This window comes from Methylobacterium indicum (assembly GCF_001043895.1).
In the GTDB taxonomy this organism is placed as follows: Bacteria; Pseudomonadota; Alphaproteobacteria; order Rhizobiales; family Beijerinckiaceae; genus Methylobacterium; species Methylobacterium indicum.
Map to the genome: position 1 here is coordinate 1 of NZ_JTHF01000485.1, position 663 is coordinate 663.

1 protein-coding gene is annotated in these 663 nt (G+C 69.5%); it reads right to left on the minus strand.

All coding sequences use genetic code 11. The features are described 5' to 3' along the window. Positions 1–61 precede the first annotated feature (61 nt). On the minus strand, positions 62–663 hold a 602-nt coding region (locus QR78_RS31645; RefSeq protein ID WP_048431613.1), incomplete at its 5' end, for an SspB family protein.

Here is a 663-nt window from a genome sequence, read left to right on the forward strand (position 1 = left end):
CCCGGAATGACGTCAGGATGTCGGAAAGTGAGCGAGTCGACCCACGAGCGTCTCGCCGCGCTCAGCTCTTCTTGCGGAACGCGTCCAGGCTGACCACCGAGGCACCCTCCTGGGGAGCGTCGGTCCGCTCGGCGGCCTCGTCGGGCTTGGCCTCGCTCTCCGCCTCGTCCTTGCCGTCCTTGGCTTGGCTCTTGGCGTCGGCGCTCTTGGCGTCGGCCTTGGGGTCGATCTTGGCGGCCGGCAGGATCTTGGGCACGTTGCTGCCGATCGCCGGGACCTTGGGCAGCGATTCGCTCGGCTCGGAGCCGGCGCCGCGGATCGCCCGCAGGGGCGAGGGGGCCGGGGTCGGGGCTGCATCCTCGGCGGTCGCGGTGCCGTCGTTCAGCTCGAACTTCAGGCCGAACTGCACCGAGGGGTCGAAGAAGCCGGTCACGGCCTCGAACGGTACCAGGAGCCGCTCCGGCACGCCGGAGAAGGACAGCCCGACCTCGAAGGTGTGCTCGGTGACGCCGAGGTCCCAGAACTGGTGCTGGAGGACGATCGTCATGTCCTGCGGGTACTTTTCCCGCAGACGCTGCGAGACCCGCACGCCGGGATAGTCGGTCCGGAACGAGACGTAGAAATGGTGCTCGCCGGCCAGGCCGTCGCGCGCCGCATCGCCCA